Origin of the sequence: Bavariicoccus seileri WCC 4188 (genome assembly GCF_000421665.1) — a bacterium.
Classification (GTDB): domain Bacteria; phylum Bacillota; class Bacilli; order Lactobacillales; family Aerococcaceae; genus Bavariicoccus; species Bavariicoccus seileri.
In genome coordinates, this window is record NZ_ATXL01000009.1 from 1 (window position 1) to 19506 (window position 19506).

Sequence of the window (19506 nt, forward strand, 5' to 3'; positions counted from 1 at the left end):
CTCATGGCCATACCGTTGGTAGGTCTTTTTCATGATATTTAACTCTTCTTCAGTGTGTTGATTGGGATGTGAGTGGGGCTTTGTACTCTTATTTCTTAAACTATCCCATGTCCCATCATAGTTGTCTCTCCAACGTTTGACTTGCATCCGATTTGTGTGATATTTGCGTGCAGCCTTGGCATTATTATCATGTTTAACCGCATAATCAACGACTTTCTTTCTGTATCGCATTTCTTCTGTTATAATATTCTTCATAGGGGAAGCTTTCCTTTCTGTGGTGTGGTAATTACAGTATAGCAGAAGCTTCCTCTATTTTTTTATTTTCATGTAACACATGTATTGTAACCTTACACATTTCTGACGACTCTAATCCTTGAACGCCATATTTCAACTAATCCCATAAGCTAGCTTTGTCCTAGGTCATATCTCAAAGGTTGAAAAAGGATGTGATTTGTTTAAATCACATCCTTCCATAGGGTTCACCTATTAACCGTATTTACTTATTAACTAGTAGGCTAGTCTTACATCATGCCTGCCATGCTTGGGTCCATTCCTGGAGCAGCGGGGCCACCCTTGTTTTCTTCTGGATGGTCAGCTACTACAGCTTCTGTAGTTAGAATCAACCCAGAAACACTTGCAGCATTTTGTAAAGCAGAACGTGTAACCTTAGTTGGATTAACAATCCCTGCTTTGATCATATCTACAATTTCATCAGTGGCAGCATTATAACCAACACCTTGTGGTTTATTCTTCAATTCATTGACAATCACTGAAGCTTCTTTACCTGCGTTGATTACGATTTGACGTACAGGTTCTTCTAAGGCACGTGCTACGATTTGAGCACCTGTCCCTTCATCACCTGGTAAGTCAAGTGCTAATACAGCCTTTTGCGCATCAATCAATTCTGAACCACCACCGGCAACAATACCTTCTTCAACAGCCGCACGTGTCGAGTTCAATGCATCTTCGATACGAAGTTTACGTTCTTTCAATTCTGTTTCAGTTGCAGCACCTACTTTAACGACTGCCACACCGCCAGCTAACTTAGCCAAACGTTCTTGCAATTTTTCACGATCAAACTCAGACGTAGAAGCATCTGATTGCGCACGGATTTGAGCAACACGTTGTTTGATAGCTTCTTTATCGCCAGATCCTTCAACGATTGTTGTTGAATCCTTCGTTACTGTTACTTTACTTGCAGAACCAAGTTGTTCGATTTTAGCTTCCTTCAACTCAAGTCCTAAGTCCTCTGTAATAACTGTAGCACCAGTTAAGATAGCGATATCTTCTAGCATAGCTTTACGACGATCACCAAAACCAGGAGCCTTAACTGCTACAACGTTGAATGTTCCACGTAATTTGTTCAATACCAATGTTGGTAAAGCTTCACCATCAACATCATCGGCAATGATCAATAGTGGACGTCCTTGTTGTAAGATACTTTCTAATAATGGTAAAACTTCTTGAATGTTAGAAATTTTCTTATCTGTAATTAAAATATAAGGATTATCAAGGTCTGCTACCATTTTTTCGTTATCTGTCACCATGTATTGTGACAAGTAACCACGGTCGAATTGCATCCCTTCTACAACATCCAATTCTGTTTCGATACCCTTTGATTCTTCAATCGTGATAACACCATCGTTACCCACTTTTTCCATTGCTTCGGCAATCAATTTACCGATTTCTTCACTACCAGATGAAACAGCTGCTACTTGAGCGATGGATTCTTTAGAATCTACTTTCTTGGAAGCTTTTTTCAATGCTTCAACAGCTGCTTTAGTAGCAGTTTCAATACCACGACGGATACCTACTGGATTAGCACCAGCTGTGACATTCTTTAAACCTTCACGGACAATAGCTTGGGTTAAGACAGTAGCAGTTGTTGTACCATCACCAGCAATATCATTCGTTTTTGAGGCTACTTCACTGACTAACTTAGCCCCCATATTCTCAAAGTGGTCTTCTAGCTCAATCTCCTTCGCAATTGTTACCCCATCGTTTGTGATCAATGGTGATCCGTAAGATTTTTCAAGTACAACGTTACGACCTTTTGGCCCTAATGTTACTTTAACTGTATTAGCTAATGCATCAACACCACGCAACATTTTCGCACGTGCGTCTTCAGAAAATTTAATATCTTTAACCATGTTGTTCTCTCCTTTTAACTGATTCGATGACAATCCTATTTCGGATGACGTCTACCGCTTTATTCTACGACTGCAATAATGTCTTTCGTTTTGATGACAAGGAAATCTTCGCCCTTATCAGATACTTCAGTAGCTGCATAAGTTTCATAGATAACTTTATCGCCTACTTTGACATCTACCTCTTCTTCTTGCTTGTCGCTGATTGCAACAACTTCTCCAATATTAGATTTTTCTTTTGCTGATGTTGGCAATACAAATCCTCCAACAGTCTTTTCTTCTTCGACCGCCTTTAAAACGGCACGATTATTTAATGGTTTTAACATGATGTCGCCTCCAAATAAATTTCGTTTCATTAAGTTAGCACTCAAAACCATCGATTGCTAACTCCAAGAATAATAGTAACCAATTTTGACCAATGATGCAAGTAGAACGATAACGATTTTACGAATCTTTTTCAATTCAGCCACTCTGTTTCCAGATAGGCCACTATGTGCTACTATATAAGAAAGAAGGAGCTGTGACAAAGGTTTTGTCGCAGCTCCAACTCATCTAGATTTTACTATTAAATTTTAATCATTGAGTGCTTTTATGAGTGATTTTATTGAGCATCATCAGAAGAAGGGTTATCTTGATGAAGGCTATTATTTGAATTCAAGAAATAGATCAATGTTTGGAGTTCATTCGTTAAATCCACGTTTTGAACATGAATTCCTTTCGGAACGGCTAATCTGATTGGTGTAAAATTAAGAATTCCCTTAATACCGCTGTCGATCAATTTATCAGCCATATCTTGTGCCACTTCTTGCGGTACAGTTAATATAGCAACTTCGATCTGTTGTTGCTCTAATTGTTCTTTAAGCTCATCCATCCCGTAGATTGGCACGCCACGTAAAATACGGCCGACTTTCTCATCATCGATATCGAAAGCTGCGCTGATCCTAACACTATTACTCTTTGAGAAATTGAAGTTCAATAAGGCATGACCCAGATGACCCACACCGATCAATGCGACGTTTGTTAATCTATCTTGTGTCAATGTCTTACCAAAAAAGTCTAGTAGACTCAAGACATCATAACCATATCCACGCTTTCCTAAAGCACCAAAATAAGAAAAGTCACGTCTGATTGTTGCACTGTCTACTTTTACTGCTTCACTTAATTCACTTGAAGACACTCTATCTTTACCTGCATCATGCAAAAACCGTAAATATCGGTGGTAAATCGGCAATCGCTTCGCAGTTGCCTTTGGAATTTGAGGTTGTTTCATCAATTTATCTCCTTTATAATATCTTTCACAATTGGAATAATTCACAATTCTATTGTTGTTCGAAATTCATTATACCAAAAAAGCCTTGATAATAAACAATCTTAAAACTTGTTTTTTCACAAAAGTTTATAAATAACGCGCATTCTTACAAAAAGATTGCTCACCTGAACATTGTTGAGCAAATAACGTTTTCATTATTATTTTCAACAACTACTTATTGTCACAAAGGAGATCATTTTAATGATTGAACTACAAGCAGCAAAAATTGCCCGAAATTTTGGAGCCGAGCTTCTGTTTGAAGACATTTCCCTCCAGATTCAGACGCACGATCGTGTTGGTCTATTAGGGCGAAACGGAACTGGAAAGTCTACCATTTTAAAAATATTGGCCGGAATCGAGAAACCGGATGCGGGTCAAGTCAGTTTAGCTAGAGATAAACAAGTTGGCTATCTCGACCAATATGCCCTGCAAAAAAGCCATCGCACAATTTGGGATGAAATGCTGTCATGTTTTGATAAAGAGCGTGGTCTTTTAGCAGCACATGATCGTACTGCCCAAAAAATTGCTTCATCAAGTACTATGGTAGATGAAGCTCTCTACCAAGAATTGCTAATGGAACTAGACTCCTTGCAACAGCAAATTGACTTAACAGATGCTTATAACTATGAAGCCGAGATCAAAATCGTCTTGAACGGCTTCAGATTTTTTCAAGAGGACTATGACAGGTCAATCACCACCTTATCTGGGGGACAACAGACTAGGCTTGCACTTGCTAAATTACTCCTTCAAAAACCTGATATCTTAATTCTAGACGAACCGACGAACCACTTGGATATTGAAACATTAGCATGGTTAGAGAACTACTTGATTACCCGTAGAACCACTCTGATTGTTGTGAGCCATGACCAATATTTTCTGGATAAGATCTGTACAAAAATCTATGAATTATCGCCAAATCACTTAGAGTTTTATAATGGGAATTACTCTTTTTATCTCAAAGAAAGAGTGACACGCTATGAGACCCGTCTCAAGGCTTTTGATAAGCAGCAAAAAGAAATAGCAAAACTTGAGGACTTCGTAGCTAAAAATATCGTCAGAGCCAGCACCACAAAAAGAGCCCAAAGCCGCCGGAAACAACTTGAAAAAATGGACCGCCTTGAAAGACCCAAGCAAAACAAACGTGACATGCATCTTCAATTTAGCACTATAGAGGATAGTGGCAAAGATGTGTTGTCTTTACAAGACTTAAGTATTGGCTACGATCATCCACTTGCTACAGACATCGAACTCGAATTAACAAGACAAGAAGCTATTGCCATTGTCGGCCCTAATGGTATTGGAAAATCGACTTTATTAAAAACGATACTTGGCAAAATACCACCGATATATGGAGAAATTCGAGTAGGAACAAAGGTATCGTTCGGATATTATGATCAACAGCAACAAAGTTTGACGGCGAAAAAAACGATTTTAGCGGAATTATGGGACGGCCATCCTACACTTCCTGAAGAAGCTATTCGAACGTTATTAGGGAGTTTCTTGTTCAGCGGCGAGGATGTCTTAAAGACAATTGGTCAGCTCAGCGGTGGCGAACGTGCTCGTGTCTCTTTAGCAAAGCTAGCTTTAGATCATGACAATACCCTTTTACTAGATGAACCAACAAACCACTTGGATATAGATAGTAAAGAAGTTCTTGAAGATGCCTTACAATCATTTGACGGCACGCTCCTATTTGTGTCGCATGACCGTTTCTTCATCAATCAGATAGCCACTAGTATCCTAGAATTAGATGGGACTAGCTCGCGATTATACCCAGGTGATTTCGATTATTACCAAGAGAAAAAGGCAGAAGAAAAAGCTATTGCAGAGTTATTGGAAGAAGAGAAGGCAAAGAACAACCCTATTTCCGACACCACCTTAACGACAAACGAACAAGATTTTCAAGACCAAAAGAAGAAAGCACGGGCTGAGCGACAACTGAAACGAAGACTTGCTAGTGTGGAAGAGGCCTTAGAGGCCATACAGACTGAGAAGACAGCAATCCACTTAGACCTTGAGAATCCTGACACCTACACAGACGCTGAAAAAATGAAATCATTGCAAGCAGACCTTTCTACCCTAGACAAAAAAGAAGCCCAACTCGAAGAAGAGTGGACTACTATTGGAATGGAACTTGAAGAGTGGCAATAGCCTCTCTTCTTTTTTTCTTTGTAATTCTAGATTAGCATTTAATCGACACTTTTAGAAAAAAACCGAACGACATCAGCCTAAAGGAAGATCTATATCCCAACCAGGATAAGCATTTAAGTCAAGAGAGGTTACTAGTCCTTTTTGATAGTAATAATAAGCGGCTAATCCAATCATCGCTGCGTTGTCTCCACACAGTTCAAAAGGTGGAATCAACAACTCTACTGGTTTTGTTAGCTGAGTCACTGCTTGCTTTAAGGCTGATCTCAAGCCTTTATTGGCCGCAACCCCACCCGCAAGTATCAACTGTTTAGAGGGATATTCTTCCAAAGCTTTGACCGTTTTTGTCACAAGAACCGATACAGCAGCGGCTTGGAAACTTGCCGCGACATCAGCCGGATCTAGTTCTTCCTGCTTTTGCTTAGCATTATGGATGCGATTGATAACGGAACTTTTCAGACCACTGAACGAAAAATCGAAATTATCTTCTTTGATCATAGCACGAGGAAAATCAAAAACATCCTGTCCAACAGCTGCTAATTCATCCATTTTCTTACCACCTGGGTAAGGCAATCCTAACACGCGTCCAATTTTATCGTAGGCTTCTCCTACTGCATCATCTCTCGTATCGCCAATCACTTCAAACTGTAAATGATCCGTCATATGAACCAGTTGGGTATGTCCGCCACTAACAATAAGGGCCATCAGCGGGAACTCTAGTGGCTTAATCGCATTATTGGCGTAAATATGCCCCGCCATGTGATTGACAGCAATCAGCGGTTTTTGATGTGCAAATGCAAGTGTCTTAGCAGCAGTAATACCAATCAGCAAGGCCCCAACTAAACCCGGTCCTGCCGTCACAGCAATAGCATCGATGTCATCCCAGCTAGAATCGCCTTCCTCAAGTGCTAGATCGATTACAGGATTGATGCTATTAATATGATGGCGACTTGCCACCTCAGGGACCACGCCTCCAAACCGTTTATGAGAAGCGATTTGACTCGCCACTATATTGCTTTTGATAAGTGTTCCATCATCGACGATGGCAGCGCTTGTTTCATCGCAACTTGTCTCAATGGCTAATATTCGTGTCATTTTCTTCTTTAAACTCCTTGACCATGATAAGAGCATCGTCATCAGGTTTACTATAATAGTTTTCTCTAATCCCTGCCACAACAAAACCCGTTCTATCATATAATTTTTTTGCTTTTTGATTCTCTTTTCTAACTTCTAGAGTCACTTTAACAATACCGTGAGCTACAAGACGTTTTAAACTCTCTTGCAGTAAGTTTTTTCCAATCCCTGTTTGTTGATAATCCGGTAATACCACAATCATTAGTAATTCAGCCTCTTTTGGAAGCACTTGAAAACCAGCCCATCCTACCAAGTTATCGTCCACATACCATCCAAAATAATAACTAGTTGCAAGGCGCCTGTTTGATGCGATATCCTTTAACGACCATGGCGCCCTTTCAAAACTAAGCGTCATAATCTGGTAGAGTCTATCGCTTGGAACAGTTTGAACCAATTGTTTTAGTTGTTGGGTAGGTTGTTTAAAATATCTAATCATAAAAAAGGCTGCTTCTTTTGTTGCACGGTAGTAGTTTGGGATAATGTGTGTCAGTTTAAAGCCGTAACTCATGTACAACTTATGAGCCTTGACATTTCCAACACGACATTCAAGGACCATTCGCTTAGCACCATGATCAAGGGCATGTTGGATAGCACGGTTCATCAAGAGCAAACTCCATTGCTTGCCTTGTTGGTCAGGGATAACTGCAATTTGGGTCAGGTGAGCTTCGTCATTGTCTAACCGCACTCCCACGTAACCAATTGCTTGTCGTGAGCGGTTTTCAAGTAGATAATAACAAGTATTCGCCCGTTTGGTATCATAGTTAAATCCAGTTATCCCCCAAGGCCCTTTTCCTTCATACGCTAATGTTTCTATGGCGACTAACGTTTTGATATCAGATGGCTTTATCCTCCGAATTAGGACTTCTTGATCCTTATACTGTAGCCGCTCTTCAAAATAAGGGTACTGGTCAAGCGTCACCGGACTTCCCACTTCTTCCACCTTATCTTCAATGATCCTTTTCAGTTGATAGACTTTTTCCTTAAATGTATGCCACATAATCATCAGCACTCGTTTTCTCATCGGGATGCTCTTTTAACCAGTTTTCTTCTGCTTCGACCCGTTTCAGATAGTGAGGTTCAAAATCTTTAGGAGCAATTGGTACTACCTGTTGCGCTAGTTCCGCTAATTTAACAGCATTTGGTAGGCTATCTGTTGGACTGAGATGGGGTTGCCCCTTAAATAAGTCTTGATTATCACCAATAAATAAAAGCTGTTCATCATGTACGGCTTCTTTAACGCTACTAATCCATTCGTCACAAGCAACGTAGCAATCGTTCAATACCGGTAGAAGGCTATTGTTCTCATAGCGGTAGGCTCCTGAAAAAACTGCTTTTCTTCTAGCATCGATGTAAGGGATGATCACTCCATCAAAATCTGAAGAAACATTTTTTGCCAATACCTGCAAACTTGAGACAGCTCGTAAGGGGAGATTCAATGTCTCTCCCAACACTTTAGCGGTTGTCCCACCGATTCGAACGCCCGTATAGGAGCCCGGTCCCTCTGCTATCGCAACCTCTGTCAAATCTTTTGGTTGCCACCCTGCCAACCTCATCAATTGGACAATTGCAGGCATCAATTGCCTAGAATGTTGTAACCGTGAGGTCACTGTGACAGTTGCTACTGGAAAACCCTCGTCTCCATATAGTGCCACACTCATCGTTTTTCCTGAAGTCTCGATTGCTAACCCTTGTGTCCCCATTATGAAAACTCCTTTATCAAGTATGCGTTCATTTTAGCATAATTTACTCACAAAAGTGATTTTATATCTCCCGACAGTGATTGAATGTGCTAGAATGTTAAAGTTACAGCTAGTAAACTGTGTACGACTAGCAAACTATACCAGAATGGAGTTGAAAAAAATGTGGTTTACTTCTGCACTACTATGTTTATTATGTTGGGGGACTGCTGATTTATTTTATAAGAAAGGCTCTGCCCCGAATGACCGCCATAGTCATCTTAAAATTGCGATAGCAGTTGGTTTAGTGATGGGTGTCCAAGCTATTTACATGTTATTATTTGTTGTTGATTCATATGACCCTATGGACCTAATCATTTATCTCCCTGTTTCCTCGATGTACATCTTATCGATGGTCATTGGCTATGTCGGACTGCGTTACTTGGAAGTGTCTCTATCGTCACCACTATCGAATACTTCAGGGGCAATAGCAGCAGTGTTAGCCTTCTTCATCATGGGTCAACGGATGAATAGCATTCAATTCATTGCAGTTATCATGATCACAGTTGGAGTCGTTTCTCTATCTTTCTTAGAAAATAGATACGCTACTGAAGAATCCGATCTCAAACAGTCACCTGAAGAACGGCATTATCGCTTGGGAGCACTTGCTCTTATTTTCCCTCTTTTATATGCCTTGATCGATTCTTTAGGCACGTTTTTAGATGGCGTCTACTTGAATGAAAATGACCCAATCTTATCCGAAGACTCTGCCTTGATCTCTTACGAACTTACTTTCTTGATTGTCGCTATCGTGATTTTCATCTACTTATCCCTGATTAAAAAACAACGGTTTGAGATTCCTAAGGAAAAAGATAAATTCCTAGCTGCCCTATTTGAAACTATCGGACAATTCTTTTACGTTCCTGCCATGGCTAGCAATGCAATCATCGTACCACCGATGATTGCCTCTTATGCCATCGTATCTGTTCTTTTAGGACGTATCGTTTTAAAAGAAAAACTCACCAGAGCACAGTATAGTGTGATTGCCGTTATCATGGTGGCAATCGCGATGCTAGGTTTCTATGACGGTTGAGTGTTGTATTCTGAATAGAATAAGAACAAAGATTTAATAAGCGTACAAAATTAACAAAATATAGCGGAAACAAGAATTAGGATTTAACAAGATTTAGTGGAAATAAGGAAAATAAACACAAATAACTAAAATAAGAATAAAAAATAGGACGTCGGGTGATAAGGCCGGCGTCCTATTTCTTATTCTCCATAATCATAATAAAACTATTAGCCGTCTCGTCTATTGGGCTTCCTTCCCAATTTTTCAATACAGTTATTGGAGTTAGGCCTACTGCTTCCGCCATTTTTTCGAGTTGTTTTGGCCATAAGTAATGAAGTGTCTTATGGTCACTCTCAACGACCTCAAAATACTCACGGGACAGTTGAAAGGCAAATTGGAAGGATTCAATTCGTTGCTCTTTCCTCTGATAGCGATCAAACCCCAAATATTCTGTTGAGGACTCAAAGACTGATGTTATGATTGGTTGATTTGCTTTTCTCCTAGCAAAAGTTGGAAGAGGCATTTCGATGACCACACGACCCTTAGGTTTTAAATGCTTCTGGATTGTAACTAAACACCGTTTTTGCCGTTCAATAGACTCCAAGAACGCAAAAGTATTCATAATACTATAGATTAGATCAAATTGTTGGTCTAATCTGATTGTGACCATATCTGATAGAAATGACGTCACTAAATGCTTGTCATCTTTTTCTTTTAGCCACGCCAATAGTTCAGAGTCATGATCAACACCCGTGACCCTGTACCCTTTATTTGCTAAAGGAAGTGCAATTCTACCTGTCCCAACGCCTAGTTCCAAGACATCTTTGCCGAAAGAAAGTTCTGCTAATTTGCTAACTGTTGGGTCGACAAACACGTCGTCCATCATTGGATAAATTGACTCCTCATAGACTCTACCAGGACTTTCCCTTTCATCCATCGAGCAATTATTCCTTAACAATCAACGGTTTCAACTGTGCCTCTACCGCATCTAGACCTGTTCTTGCTTGGAGGAGCGCAGCAGCAGTGTAAGTTCCCTCAACAAATGAAGCGTCATATAGATGAATCTTTTTGTCAGACATCTCTAAGGCCATCTCTAAATTCATCTTTGCACTACCAAGATCATAGAATGCTAATAGTTCATCTGCTGCATTGTCTTTGATAGCAGCTTCAATTTTTTCGAGGCTAGTACCTACTGAACCATCTTCCAATCCACCTGCTACAGTAATAGGAACATCTTTTGCAACAGCCTTAACTAAAGTTTCTAACCCTTCAGCTAAATGGTTGACATGGGACACGATAACGATTCCTAATTTTTGATCACTCATCTAATATACCTGCCTTTATTAATGCTTTGAAGAGATAGCCACTTGACATCGCACCTGGATCGATATGTCCGATCGACCGTTCGCCAACATAAGAAGCTCTTCCCTTGGTTGCCTTCATATCTTTGGTATTTTCCACTAATTCATCCACTTTCTCAGGAGTTAATTTCCCTTCTTTTAGAAGTCCTAGAGCTGGATGCCACAAATCGACCATCGTCTTTTGGCCTGGTTCAGCTTTTCCTCTTTTTTGGATGCCCTCAAGTCCTGCTTTTAATACACTACAGACGTCATTGAAGTCTTTTTGCTTTGCCATCTCAAGAAAAGCTGTCCCATAAAGAGGTCCACTAGCCCCACCAACTTTACTGGTCAGTGCAATCGCCGTTACTTTGAAAAGATCTGCAACTGTTTCTGGCTTGCGTTTTTCGATGGCTTCAGCAACACCAGTTACTCCACGCTTCATGTTATTCCCATGATCTCCATCACCGATAGGTGTATCAAGCTCACTCAAGTAACTATGCTTTTCATCAATTGTCTCTTTGAATAATTCTAACCATTTTTTGCTATTTTCTAATGTAAACATTTTTAGTCCTCCCTACCAAGCTGGTGTCACAACAGGATATTCAAGATAATCAATCCACTTATCATCTACTAATTTGATCAAGGTCAAGCTAACACCTTGCATTTCAAGTGAGGTCATATAGTTACCCACTTTCTTGAACCCAACTGTCACTCCTAAACTCTCTAACTCATTCAATACATCGTTCATAAAGACGTATTGCTCCATTAATGGCGTTCCACCCATACCGTTGACGAGCACACCATATTTTTCACCAGATTTGAGGTCAAAGGCTTTCTTTAATTTGCCCAATAATTCATGGACCATTTCTTTTGATGTTTTTAATTTTTCGCGTTTATAACCAGGTTCGCCGTGGATACCAACCCCATATTCGATTTCATCTTCTGGCAAGGTAAAGCCTGGCTTCCCAACTTCTGGTACAGTAGCGCCAGTTAATGCCACTCCTATTGTTTTAGTATTATTGATGACTTTTTCGCCAAGGTCTTTTAAGTCATCTAATGATGTCCCTTGATCAGCCGCAGCACCTAAGATTTTATGCACTAATACTGTTCCAGCTACACCACGTTTTCCTTGTGTATACGTACTGTCTTCAACTGCGATATCATCATCAACAATGACTTTTTCAACTTTGATATCATCCATTTCAGCGATTTCTTGAGCCATTTCAAAATTCATGACGTCACCAGAATAATTTTTGATGATCAATAACGTTCCGGCGCCACGATCGACCCCCTTAATAGCCGCTTCAATTTGGTCTGGCGTTGGTGATGTAAAGACTTGTCCAAAAACTGCAGCGCTTAGCATACCTTGCCCAACAAAACCTGCGTGAGTCGGTTCATGACCACTACCGCCACCGCTGACTAACGCTACTTTCCCATCAGGCTGATTTTTTCTTTTGACTGCAAATGTATCTGGTATCAACTCTACTAAGTCATCATGGGTCTTCACAAAACCCGCTACCATTTCATCTACAATCTGACTTGGATCATTCATGATTTTCTTCATTGATCAATATCCTCCTTGGTTTAATTATAGAAATTCTATCAACAATCGGTAACTCTACCTATCGCTACTCGATACTTCTATTATCAATAAAATCCTATAAAACTGTCAAACAATACAATCAAATACCAGCCAATTCTTATCAAAGTCCAACAAAAAAGGTGAGCCAATTTTGCTCACCAGATGCTTTATATACGTTATAACATACAACTACTTTAACTCTTTACTCAGTTATGGTATTAACACTATAGGTGCTATAACTCTACAATAGAATCGGTGCCAGTATCGGGACAATCACCACGACAATCACACCAACCACGACCATTGAGATACTGGCCATCGATGCCTCCGTTTCGCCCATATCCGCTGCTACAGAAACACCCAAGGCATGGCCACTTGTTCCTAAGGCCAATCCTCTTGCGATTGGGTCAGTTATATTGAAGATGGCTAAAATAGATTTCCCTAGGGCATAGATAATTACTGCATTTAAAATAACTGCCAGAGAGGTCAATTCAGAGATCCCACCGATACCAGTTGAAACTGGTAGAGCAATTGCTGTTGTTGCTGCTTGAGGTAACATCGAAGCAATAACTTCAGTGTTCAGTTGAAAGACTTTAGAAACCATATAGATTCCAAAAATAGCCACTAAACTACCTAACGTGATACCACCAATAATTTGCTTCCAATACTTCAGTAAAACATCCCGTTTCTTATATAACGGAATTGCAAAGGAAATAGTTGCTGGACCTAACAAGAAGTTGATTAGCTTACCCCCTTCATTATAGGCCTCAAAAGTTAAATTGAAGGTCTTTAAGAAAGCAATCCCTAACACCATTCCGACAAATAGTGGTGCAAATAGGAAGAAGCCATTAAATTTTTTAAACAGATACTTGCCCATTCCAAAGGCGATGACAGTGACCGCGATTCCAAAAAAAGGTGACATACTCATCTATCTTCTCTCCCTTCAACGATTGATTTACGTTGTCTCATCCGAGCCCTATCAGCACGTTGACTTTCCTTTTTGTCAGTTGCTTTGACACGAGCACTGATGGCTAAGATCAGTTGACTCCCAACCCCCGTACAGACAATCAATAAAATCGTAGAGATAACAATCAATAAGAGAATCAATACTGGACTTTGAGCTAACACATCAAAGGAATTCATAACTGAAATACCCGCTGGTACAAATAATAATCCAATATTATCTGTTAAAGCAGTTCCTAATTTTTCAACATCTTGAAGTTTTATAACCTTTGTACACAGAGCGACAAAAAGGATGATCAGTCCAATGACTGATGATGGCATTGGAAACGGAATAAAATTAGATATTAATTCAGAAATCAACATAATCACTGAAATAATAGCAATCTGCTTCATGATCGGTGCTTCTTTTGACTTTTTCATAATAAATACCTCCATAACGTGATTTCAGCTACGATGTTATACTCTTTGCGATATTTGAGATGTTTGAGATGCTTGAGTTGTTTGACTTGCTTTAAATTATTGATGTTTAAAGCTCTTGAGACTTAAAACTCTTGAGATTTAGAACTCTTAATGCTTAAAGATAGTTAAGATAATTGATATGAAAATCAAAGTAATGGTCAATGTGCTATTGGATTCAATACGATTACCACTCACTTTAAAAATCCATCCATCTTTCCATAATATCTATCTTTCTCAAACATCTATGTTTCTCGAACATCTAACTTTGTTGAATATCTATCCTTGTGGAACATCTAACTTTCTTTACACTGTTATTTTAGCTTTATTAACCGCTTTCATGTGGAAAATCATGCCGACATGCGATATATTGGGCCTCAGTTGCAACAATATGGGAGTGAAATACAAAAAAAGGATGTTCAATCAGCAACTTCTAATAGCTCGAAGTTGAACGCTTCATGAACATCCTTTTTTAATCTGTGTTCCTGAAGCAACTTCTTCGCACATAAGTCGATCTCACTTGAGAATTGAAAATTCTCAGCAAGCTCATCTTATGTCTCGAAGTTGAACGCTTCATGAACATCCTTTTTAGATTCCTATTTTCTCTCTAAATTCTTTGATATATGATCTGCTAACGGGGATTTTGAGGTCATTGGTCATTGTAACTTGGTAGGTGTGATTGAACCAAGGTTCGATTTCTTTGATATATTTTTGGTTAATAATATAGGAGCGATGGACACGAATAAAGTCATCACTTCTCAGTCGTTTTTCATACGTGCTCAGTGGTTCTTTCGTAGTATAGGCACGGTCATTTGTGTGGATTGTTGTTTCACCATCCAACACACCCATTACGATGATTTGATCGATTTTTACGATATAGATTCGGTCCTCCATTTGTATAGGAATAGTATCCATAATTTTTGGCCTATCAGTTTGCTGATCCGTTTTCAAACGATGAAAGTAATTGGCTGCTCGTTTCACTGCTTGTTCAATCCTTGGTTGTTCAAAGGGCTTTAAGACATAATCGATAGCATTCAATTCAAAAGCCTGTATAGCATGCTCATCATACGCTGTTGCAAAAATAATCAATGGTGGTTGTTTCATCTGCAACACTTTTTCAGCAAGGGTCAGACCAGATTCATCGGTTAAATGAATATCTAAGAACAGAAGATCTGGTTTCTGTTTCAGAATTTCACTCAAAGCATCCTGAACTGAATCTGCTTCGCTAATACTAGTAATCTCATCGCACTTTTCTAGAAGGTATCTGAGTTCGCCTCTTGCTAAGGGTTCATCATCAACGATCAATGTATGCATCAGATTGCCTCCTTTTGCTTAATTCCTTTTGGTAAGTAACACCAGACAGTTGTTCCTTGAGGGGATGTATCAAAATGAAGCGCTGCTTCAGGTCCTAACAAACCAATCAACCGTTTGTTAAGATTCTCAAGAGCTGACCCGGTTCCTTTTTCAGAGGAGACGGCAACTTGACCCAACAGCGATACTTTTTCTTTATCAATACCACTCCCATTGTCCTTAACGGATAGATATAACAGTTCAATAGGTTTTGAGTGCTTATCCATTATCGTTTTGCGACAGACAGTCACCCAAACATGATTATCCGTTTTCCGATTACCAAAAGCATGTTTCAAGGCATTTTCCACTAGAATCTGGATAATAAATGGCGGTAACCAAACTTCGTCTTTAATAGCTGGTTCAATATCAAGCGTAACATCATATCTATCAGGAAAACGAGCTTGTTCTAATGATAGATAGGCTTCAACTTGGTTGAGTTCCGTTTCAAGTGGAATTAGACTCTTTCTCGCGCCTTGTAAATTGGCTCTAAAAAAATGTCCGAGCTGGATCAGGAGTTTCCTAGACTTTTCAGGGTCAACGCGTATCAAGGCTGATATCGTGTTGATGGCATTGAAGAAAAAGTGGGGGTTAACTTGTGCTTGTAACGATTTGATTTCGGCATCTTGAAGTAACTTACCTTGTAACTCCACTTCCCCTAGTTCGATTTGTGTTGAAAAGATATTACCGAGTCCTTCTGCGAGCTGCCGTTCAACAAAGGTCAACTTGAAAGCGTCCGTAAAATAGAGTTTTAGCGTCCCAACAATTCTCCCTTTTGAAAATAGTGGCACTACAACTGCTGCCTCCAATGGGCAGCCTGGGTGATTACAACCGATCTCGTCATGTGAATGAGCCTCTTTCGTTTTACCAGTCCTCAAAACCTCTTTTGACAAGCTTGTGATGATTTTTTCGGTCGGTTTATGGTGATCACTCCCCGCTCCTACGTGAGCCAGTATGCTCTCAGTATCCGTAATACTAACAGCCGATACCTTGATAAAACGTTTAATAATCTTGGCTGCTTCCATACAAGAGGCTTCGTTTAGACCAGACCTAAAAAACGGTGCTGTCCGGTTCGCTAGCTCCAACACGTCATGCGTTTGGACTGCTCTCGTTTGCTCTTCTTGTTTCAACGTGGAATCGATGATTGAGAGAAAAATAGCTGTCCCACTACTATTGATAAATGTCATTGGGATGGCAATCAATCTTACCAATGACCAAGAGGTCACGATTGATGAACCAAACATCAAAATACAACTCATTTGCACAAGCTCCATACAAGCCCCTACGGTTGCCCCTTCTAGGATGCTTGGATAAGAATTCTTACGGATTGTTCGCCACCCATACAGGCCAGAGAAAATTCCTACAATCAAAGATGAGATCACATAGATATATGCTTCCTCCCCTCCTTGTAGAAAGCGGACAATACCCGAAATCAATCCCACAACTGTGCCGACTACCGGGCCACCAACCAAGCCTGACACGCCAATCGTCAATACACGTGTATTCGCAAGCGAAGCATTCTCCGATAGACTGGTTAAAATTTGATCAGACACAATATGGTTATTACTAATCTCAACTCCGGTAAAGTTCGAGATGATCCCAAAAAGTCCAAAGATCAATATCAGTTGTAGTTGGGTCTTTAGGCTTTGACGCTTTGTCAAAATGTTCTTAAAATGTTGACTATTCATCAAAATATAGGCAACGATAATGATTAAGCCAACACGTTCTATCATTAAAAAGATTAAATTTATCATGTCAACGGCCTCCGACTGACCTACCCACTCGCTATTTTACGGTTCAGATTGTTTGTTTTTAACACTTTACTGTTAGCCCACTGCCACGAGTAAACTAGACTTTATCTTTATGCTCCTTACCAAAGACTTAAGATACCCCCTACTGCTCCGCTTAAAATGATGACGAGAATAGGGTTCAATCGCAACTTGAATCTCGCAAAAACAGCAAATACGATGGCAATCAAAGCTATCCAATCTACTTGTGAGGCTCTGATACCACTTGCTTCAACCAATAGCGATATAGCAACCGCACCAATCAGACCAACGGCAACGATTTTAATTGCCTTTAGAAAACGGGCGATCACAGGTTGTCTTAACAAAGCATCTTCATAATGAAGATAGAGGGTCACAAAGACCACGGAAGGAACAGCCACGGCTAGTGTCGCTGAAGTTGACCCTAGTATCCCACCTGTTAGATAACCAACATATGTAGCTGAATTGATGGCGATTGGTCCTGGAGCCAGGAGGTCAAGTGCGTTAAGATCAGCAAATTGTTGGACCGTTAGACCCAGAGCAGTTGAGTCAGCGTAAATCAGAGCCAACATAGCATAGCCTCCACCAAATCCCAAGAACCCTATTTTTAGAAATGTGACAAATAACGTCCACCACATCATGCTCTACCCCCTCCTCTCCAAAAGTAATCATAGGCTGAAAGTAGGATGGCATAAATAAAGGTCAAGCCAATGATGGTCAAAACTGAAATATTTAAGACATATACTGCAAATACCACACCGATGACAACCATCACTTTTCGGGTCGTCTTCGCAGTAATGCGCCCCATATTAAGTGATGCTTCCAAAACGAAAACCCCCGCAGTTGCTCTCACTGCTGTAAAGACGCCGTCAATCGCGCCATTTTGTGGGAGACTGTGGTACAGGATTGTTAGGATAAGCATGATGGAATAGGCTGGCAAAATAACAGCAAGTGCACAGGCTATAAGCCCCCTCCACCCTTTGATTTTTTTCCCAACAAAACAAGCCAAGGTCAATGAGATGACCCCAGGTAGGGTCTGAGATATAGCAGTATAATAATAAAATTCCTCTTCGGTTAAATAATTTGATTTTGTGACTAACTCCGTATGCAACATGGGAATCATTGCGATACCACCTGAAAAGGTGAACAACCCTGAAATAAAGAAAATTCGAAATAAATGCCAAATAACCATACTTTTCTGTCTCGCACCTTTCTAGATGTTTATTTATTCTGTACTTTTTAGTCTTCTACTGCAGTCAATCGCTATAAAGTTGATGGTCTTGAAACAGAAAGGTCAATTGTTTAACTGTTGTCCGTGCTTTTGACAATACAGGTAAATCGTTTAGAGAAAAGAACCCAATCTCAGTGATTTCAGTAGTAGGACTGAATGCTAATCGCATTTCTTCACAAGTTTCATCGGAGTTGTCTGATTCTCTAGACTCACTTGATTGTCTCAATCGACACTCAAAAATCATGCGATAATATTGAAATAATTGTTGTGGGTTTTCTTCCAGATTCGTATCAAAGATGGCCCTAAGTGAGAGGACGTCAGCTAGTTGTCCTGTCTCTTCCTCAATCTCCTTTAAAACATTTTCTTTAGGAGACAACCCAACATCAGCATAGCCACCGGGTAAAGACCACTCCCCAGTCGCCCTATGTTTGACGAGTAATACCTTATTCTTATGCCAAATAAAGCCTCGAACATCCACCTTAGGAGTAGGGTAGCCACGCTCGGGTTTGACCAGTGATTCTAACTCGTTGACAGAAGAATGATCGAGGCTTGCTATCAGTTCCAACGCCACCTCAGCTAGTTCGTCATACCGTTCTTGATCAAACGGATCTTTTCCATAATACTTTCCGGCTTCAGCAATTGCTAACAGCCGTCTAAACTGTTTCAAATAATCCATGATCTGGCACACTCGCTTCCTCTGTTTTAAACCACTGGCTGATAGCTATGACTCTTGTTACCTAGAAGCATGTGCCACAGGTAAGTCTATTCTAACATGCTTCACAACCATAAAAAACCGGTCTGCCTTGTGGGCCGACCGGTCTAACTGTCATGTTTTATTCTGATTTAATTGTCAACGTACTCTCTTGGCCCAGTCAAGACGCCGGCAATGCGTTAGCTCTTAATTCCGCTTGGCGTAGATTAGCGCGTCTGATACTCCGAGGTAAAAACCTTCTAATCTCATCATCGCTATAGCCAACCAGTGAATGCTTTTCATCCATAATGATTGGTTTTTTAAGTAAACCAGGATGTGCCACTAACAAATCAAGTAACTCCTTCAAAGGCAATGAATCCAAATCGACGTTCAATTTTCGATAAGAACTAGAACGTGTCGTGATAATATCGGAAGTTCCATTCTCGGTCATTCGCAATATTGCCTTGATTTCTTGATGTGTCAATGATTTTTGGAAAAAGTTTTTCTCAACATAGTCTATTTTGTGGTCATCAAACCACGCTTTGGCTTTACGACATGACGCACAGCTTGGAGCAGTATAGATAATTACCATGAAATCCCTCCTTTAGATCCATTGTTTGTCCCTAGAAGTTAGCTTGGCTTGT

General features: G+C 40.1%; 21 protein-coding genes. 2 read left to right on the top strand and 19 right to left on the bottom strand.

Annotation, left to right across the window (positions count from 1 at the left end):
* The 4 genes from H541_RS0103135 to H541_RS0103150 all read right to left on the bottom strand — a co-directional run.
* The coding region (locus H541_RS0103135) for a helix-turn-helix domain-containing protein (protein WP_022795893.1) at positions 1-255 on the bottom strand (255 nt) is incomplete at its 3' end.
* 266 nt (positions 256-521) lie between these two features.
* Positions 522-2150, bottom strand: coding sequence for a chaperonin GroEL (gene groL / locus H541_RS0103140; RefSeq protein WP_022795894.1), 1629 nt, complete (start codon positions 2148-2150; stop codon positions 522-524).
* 59 nt (positions 2151-2209) lie between these two features.
* Positions 2210-2473 (bottom strand): co-chaperone GroES, encoded by a 264-nt coding sequence (locus tag H541_RS0103145; protein ID WP_026501578.1) that lies wholly within the window; start codon positions 2471-2473, stop codon positions 2210-2212.
* Between the two features lie 275 nt (positions 2474-2748).
* On the bottom strand, positions 2749-3417 hold the full coding sequence (locus tag H541_RS0103150; protein WP_026501579.1) for a redox-sensing transcriptional repressor Rex: 669 nt from the start codon (positions 3415-3417) through the stop codon (positions 2749-2751).
* 240 nt (positions 3418-3657) lie between these two features.
* Here H541_RS0103150 and H541_RS0103155 point away from each other — a divergent pair, with 240 nt between their 5' ends.
* Positions 3658-5607 (top strand): ABC-F family ATP-binding cassette domain-containing protein, encoded by a 1950-nt coding sequence (locus H541_RS0103155; protein ID WP_022795897.1) that lies wholly within the window; start codon positions 3658-3660, stop codon positions 5605-5607.
* Between the two features lie 72 nt (positions 5608-5679).
* Here the strand turns inward: H541_RS0103155 and tsaD are convergent, their stop codons facing one another.
* Genes tsaD through tsaB form a run of 3 tightly spaced genes read right to left on the bottom strand, consistent with a single transcriptional unit; the run spans position 5680 to position 8438 of the window.
* Complete coding sequence (gene tsaD, locus H541_RS0103160; protein WP_022795898.1) at positions 5680-6699, bottom strand: tRNA (adenosine(37)-N6)-threonylcarbamoyltransferase complex transferase subunit TsaD; 1020 nt, start codon at positions 6697-6699, stop codon at positions 5680-5682.
* Positions 6677-7759, bottom strand: coding sequence for a ribosomal protein S18-alanine N-acetyltransferase (gene rimI / locus H541_RS12735; RefSeq protein ID WP_022795899.1), 1083 nt, complete (start codon positions 7757-7759; stop codon positions 6677-6679). Before rimI ends, tsaD begins: the two co-directional genes overlap by 23 nt.
* Positions 7719-8438 (bottom strand): tRNA (adenosine(37)-N6)-threonylcarbamoyltransferase complex dimerization subunit type 1 TsaB, encoded by a 720-nt coding sequence (tsaB, locus tag H541_RS0103170; RefSeq protein ID WP_022795900.1) that lies wholly within the window; start codon positions 8436-8438, stop codon positions 7719-7721. The genes rimI and tsaB overlap by 41 nt, the downstream gene beginning before the upstream one ends.
* A 160-nt stretch (positions 8439-8598) precedes the next feature.
* Between tsaB and H541_RS0103175 the strand changes: the two genes are divergently transcribed.
* The gene (locus H541_RS0103175; RefSeq protein WP_022795901.1) at positions 8599-9507 is read left to right on the top strand and encodes a DMT family transporter; all 909 of its coding nucleotides are present in this window, start codon (positions 8599-8601) and stop codon (positions 9505-9507) included.
* A 172-nt stretch (positions 9508-9679) separates the two neighbouring features.
* On the opposite strand, the gene H541_RS12740 is transcribed toward H541_RS0103175, so the two are convergent.
* From H541_RS12740 to spx, 12 genes are all read right to left on the bottom strand, one after another.
* Positions 9680-10423 (bottom strand): class I SAM-dependent methyltransferase, encoded by a 744-nt coding sequence (locus tag H541_RS12740; protein ID WP_022795902.1) that lies wholly within the window; start codon positions 10421-10423, stop codon positions 9680-9682.
* Between the two features lie 7 nt (positions 10424-10430).
* Entirely contained in the window at positions 10431-10811 is a 381-nt protein-coding gene (dhaM, locus tag H541_RS0103185; RefSeq protein ID WP_022795903.1) for a dihydroxyacetone kinase phosphoryl donor subunit DhaM, read from the bottom strand.
* A complete protein-coding gene (gene dhaL / locus H541_RS0103190; RefSeq protein ID WP_022795904.1) occupies positions 10804-11388 on the bottom strand; it encodes a dihydroxyacetone kinase subunit DhaL in 585 nt (194 codons plus the stop codon). The genes dhaM and dhaL overlap by 8 nt, the downstream gene beginning before the upstream one ends.
* A 12-nt stretch (positions 11389-11400) precedes the next feature.
* Positions 11401-12390 carry a dihydroxyacetone kinase subunit DhaK gene (gene dhaK / locus H541_RS0103195; RefSeq protein WP_022795905.1) on the bottom strand — a complete coding sequence of 330 codons (990 nt, stop codon included), beginning with the start codon at positions 12388-12390 and terminating at the stop codon, positions 11401-11403.
* 259 nt (positions 12391-12649) lie between these two features.
* Complete coding sequence (gene lrgB, locus H541_RS0103200; RefSeq protein ID WP_022795906.1) at positions 12650-13336, bottom strand: antiholin-like protein LrgB; 687 nt, start codon at positions 13334-13336, stop codon at positions 12650-12652.
* Entirely contained in the window at positions 13333-13791 is a 459-nt protein-coding gene (lrgA, locus tag H541_RS11430; protein ID WP_022795907.1) for an antiholin-like murein hydrolase modulator LrgA, read from the bottom strand. Before lrgA ends, lrgB begins: the two co-directional genes overlap by 4 nt.
* 624 nt (positions 13792-14415) lie before the next feature.
* Positions 14416-15141 (bottom strand): LytTR family transcriptional regulator DNA-binding domain-containing protein, encoded by a 726-nt coding sequence (locus H541_RS0103210; RefSeq protein WP_022795908.1) that lies wholly within the window; start codon positions 15139-15141, stop codon positions 14416-14418.
* Positions 15141-16928, bottom strand: coding sequence for a sensor histidine kinase (locus tag H541_RS0103215; RefSeq protein WP_022795909.1), 1788 nt, complete (start codon positions 16926-16928; stop codon positions 15141-15143). Before H541_RS0103215 ends, H541_RS0103210 begins: the two co-directional genes overlap by 1 nt.
* A gap of 116 nt (positions 16929-17044) precedes the next feature.
* Entirely contained in the window at positions 17045-17581 is a 537-nt protein-coding gene (locus H541_RS0103220; protein WP_022795910.1) for a chromate transporter, read from the bottom strand.
* Positions 17578-18132 carry a chromate transporter gene (locus tag H541_RS0103225; protein ID WP_084684510.1) on the bottom strand — a complete coding sequence of 185 codons (555 nt, stop codon included), beginning with the start codon at positions 18130-18132 and terminating at the stop codon, positions 17578-17580. Before H541_RS0103225 ends, H541_RS0103220 begins: the two co-directional genes overlap by 4 nt.
* A 64-nt stretch (positions 18133-18196) precedes the next feature.
* On the bottom strand, positions 18197-18847 hold the full coding sequence (locus H541_RS0103230; RefSeq protein WP_022795912.1) for an NUDIX hydrolase N-terminal domain-containing protein: 651 nt from the start codon (positions 18845-18847) through the stop codon (positions 18197-18199).
* A gap of 196 nt (positions 18848-19043) precedes the next feature.
* Positions 19044-19454, bottom strand: a complete 411-nt coding sequence (spx, locus tag H541_RS0103235) for a transcriptional regulator Spx (RefSeq protein ID WP_022795913.1) — start codon at positions 19452-19454, stop codon at positions 19044-19046.
* Between the last annotated feature and the right edge of the window lie 52 nt (positions 19455-19506).

Bases quoted from the DNA above. Each gene is read 5' to 3' on its own strand.
- groL (WP_022795894.1), bottom strand. From the start codon at position 2,150: ATGGTTAAAGATATTAAATTTTCTGAAGACGCACGTGCGAAAATGTTG.
- H541_RS0103145 (WP_026501578.1), bottom strand. From the start codon at position 2,473: ATGTTAAAACCATTAAATAATCGTGCCGTTTTAAAGGCGGTCGAAGAA.
- H541_RS0103150 (WP_026501579.1), bottom strand. From the start codon at position 3,417: ATGAAACAACCTCAAATTCCAAAGGCAACTGCGAAGCGATTGCCGATT.
- H541_RS0103155 (WP_022795897.1), top strand. From the start codon at position 3,658: ATGATTGAACTACAAGCAGCAAAAATTGCCCGAAATTTTGGAGCCGAG.
- tsaD (WP_022795898.1), bottom strand. From the start codon at position 6,699: ATGACACGAATATTAGCCATTGAGACAAGTTGCGATGAAACAAGCGCT.
- rimI (WP_022795899.1), bottom strand. From the start codon at position 7,759: ATGAGAAAACGAGTGCTGATGATTATGTGGCATACATTTAAGGAAAAA.
- tsaB (WP_022795900.1), bottom strand. From the start codon at position 8,438: ATGGGGACACAAGGGTTAGCAATCGAGACTTCAGGAAAAACGATGAGT.
- H541_RS0103175 (WP_022795901.1), top strand. From the start codon at position 8,599: ATGTGGTTTACTTCTGCACTACTATGTTTATTATGTTGGGGGACTGCT.
- H541_RS12740 (WP_022795902.1), bottom strand. From the start codon at position 10,423: ATGGATGAAAGGGAAAGTCCTGGTAGAGTCTATGAGGAGTCAATTTAT.
- dhaM (WP_022795903.1), bottom strand. From the start codon at position 10,811: ATGAGTGATCAAAAATTAGGAATCGTTATCGTGTCCCATGTCAACCAT.
- dhaL (WP_022795904.1), bottom strand. From the start codon at position 11,388: ATGTTTACATTAGAAAATAGCAAAAAATGGTTAGAATTATTCAAAGAG.
- dhaK (WP_022795905.1), bottom strand. From the start codon at position 12,390: ATGAAGAAAATCATGAATGATCCAAGTCAGATTGTAGATGAAATGGTA.
- lrgB (WP_022795906.1), bottom strand. From the start codon at position 13,336: ATGAGTATGTCACCTTTTTTTGGAATCGCGGTCACTGTCATCGCCTTT.
- lrgA (WP_022795907.1), bottom strand. From the start codon at position 13,791: ATGAAAAAGTCAAAAGAAGCACCGATCATGAAGCAGATTGCTATTATT.
- H541_RS0103210 (WP_022795908.1), bottom strand. From the start codon at position 15,141: ATGCATACATTGATCGTTGATGATGAACCCTTAGCAAGAGGCGAACTC.
- H541_RS0103215 (WP_022795909.1), bottom strand. From the start codon at position 16,928: ATGATAAATTTAATCTTTTTAATGATAGAACGTGTTGGCTTAATCATT.
- H541_RS0103220 (WP_022795910.1), bottom strand. From the start codon at position 17,581: ATGATGTGGTGGACGTTATTTGTCACATTTCTAAAAATAGGGTTCTTG.
- H541_RS0103225 (WP_084684510.1), bottom strand. From the start codon at position 18,132: ATGGTTATTTGGCATTTATTTCGAATTTTCTTTATTTCAGGGTTGTTC.
- H541_RS0103230 (WP_022795912.1), bottom strand. From the start codon at position 18,847: ATGGATTATTTGAAACAGTTTAGACGGCTGTTAGCAATTGCTGAAGCC.
- spx (WP_022795913.1), bottom strand. From the start codon at position 19,454: ATGGTAATTATCTATACTGCTCCAAGCTGTGCGTCATGTCGTAAAGCC.